This is a genomic window from Borborobacter arsenicus (assembly GCF_003934165.1).
In the GTDB taxonomy this organism is placed as follows: domain Bacteria; phylum Pseudomonadota; class Alphaproteobacteria; order Rhizobiales; family Rhizobiaceae; genus Pseudaminobacter; species Pseudaminobacter arsenicus.
In genome coordinates this window covers 1-1,675 of the sequence record NZ_RKST01000088.1, presented here as the reverse complement: position 1 = coordinate 1,675, position 1,675 = coordinate 1, and the positions used below count along the sequence as shown (strand labels likewise).

Sequence of the window (1,675 nt, the reverse complement as noted above, 5' to 3'; positions counted from 1 at the left end):
CGCATTGCCTCAAGCAAAATGTTACCGATAGTGTTGATGCTCCAGCTGGGATGGCCATGGATCGCTGTTCCGGTTTGGGGGACGGATGGCGGGGCTCAGCATGGCGACACGGTCGGAACTGACAGCGGCGATCGTCGAGCGCTATCGAGTGGCGCGCCGAGACGACAAGGGCCGGATTCTGGATGAGTTCGTCGCGGTCACCGGCTATCACCGCAAGCACGCGATCCGGGTTCTGGGCCGTCGTGAGAAGAAGCCATCCGGCAACAAGAGCCACAGCCTTCGTTATGGCAGCGATGTCCGCCAGGCGCTGATCGTGTTGTGGGAGGCATCGGAGCGGCTGTGCTCCAAACGGCTGCGACCATTGATACCGATCTTGTTGCCGGCGCTTGAGCGGCACGGCCGGCTTGGGCTGGATGACGCACTCCGCTCCAAGCTGCTGACGGTAAGCCCGGCGACGATCGATCGGCTTTTGACCGAGGTCCGCATCGTCGCTCGCGGCGGCCAGCGCCGCCGGGCAGGAATGAGTTCGGCGGTTCGCCGCTCGGTACCGGTACGCACCTTCGGCGATTGGAACGATCCGCCGCCCGGCTTCGTCGAGGTCGATTTTGTGGCGCATTCCGGCACGTCTTCGTCGGGAAGCTTCGTGCAGACCATGGTGCTGACCGATATTGCCACTGGCTGGACCGAATGCGTTCCGGTCCGTACGCGCGACAGCGGCAATGTGATCATGGCAATCAAGCAGGCCCGCTCACGGTTTCCGTTTCCGCTGCTGGGTGTCGACTTTGACAACGACAGCGCATTCATGAACGCGTTGGTCGTTTCCTGGTGCCGCAGCGAGGATCTGGAGGTGACACGCTGTCGCGCCTATCGAAAGAACGATCAAGCGCATGTGGAGCAGAAGAACGGCGCCATTGTGCGCCGCCTGGTGGGGTATGGCCGGTTTGTCGGCACGGATGCGACGGCGGCCCTTGAACGCCTCTACGCAGTGGTGCGGCTTAACGGTAATCTGTTCCAGCCGTCATTCAAGCTGCAGGAGAAGACACGCATCGGTGCCCGAGTGATCAAGCGCTATCATCCGCCCATTCCACCCGCGGCCCGTGTCCTTGCTCATCCAAATGTGGCCGAGGCCGATAAGGAGCGGCTTCGGGCCTTGCTGGAGACAGCCGACCCGGTGCTGCTGTTTGCCGGCATCCGCGCTGCACAGGAAGAGCTTGGAAAGCGCGTCGATCGTCGTGGCCTGAATGCGAAAATCGAGGAGCCATTGATTATAGATCTCCAGAGCTTCGCTGCGAACTTGAAAACAGCCTGGAAGAACGGCGAGACACGGCCAACGCATCGCCGGCCCTATCGGCGGACCAAACCCTGGCCGAAAAGACCCAGCATGTACGAGCCCTTCGAGGCGCGGATCAAGGAATGGCTGAAGGAAGACCCAGCCCTCTCGGCAGCCGCCGTGCTGCAACGGCTGAAGGAAATCGATCCAGCCCGCTTCAACGAAAAGAACATCAGAATGGTGCAACGGCTGGTGAAGGCCTGGCGCATGGAAATGGCTGGGCTGGTCATCCTCGATGGCGGCTGGATCGAGAGCTTGCCGCTATCACCTGCCACCGCTGCGGCAGCTCATACGAGCACTGTCGCCACCGCTGCCTTGGGTAACATTGATCGGTGAGGCAATAGG

General features: G+C 61.6%; 1 protein-coding gene. It reads left to right on the top strand.

All coding sequences use genetic code 11. The features are described 5' to 3' along the window. Positions 1-100: 100 nt before the first annotated feature. A complete protein-coding gene (locus EET67_RS25290) occupies positions 101-1,666 on the top strand; it encodes an integrase catalytic domain-containing protein (protein ID WP_245451253.1) in 1,566 nt (521 codons plus the stop codon). The last annotated feature ends 9 nt before the right edge of the window (positions 1,667-1,675 follow it).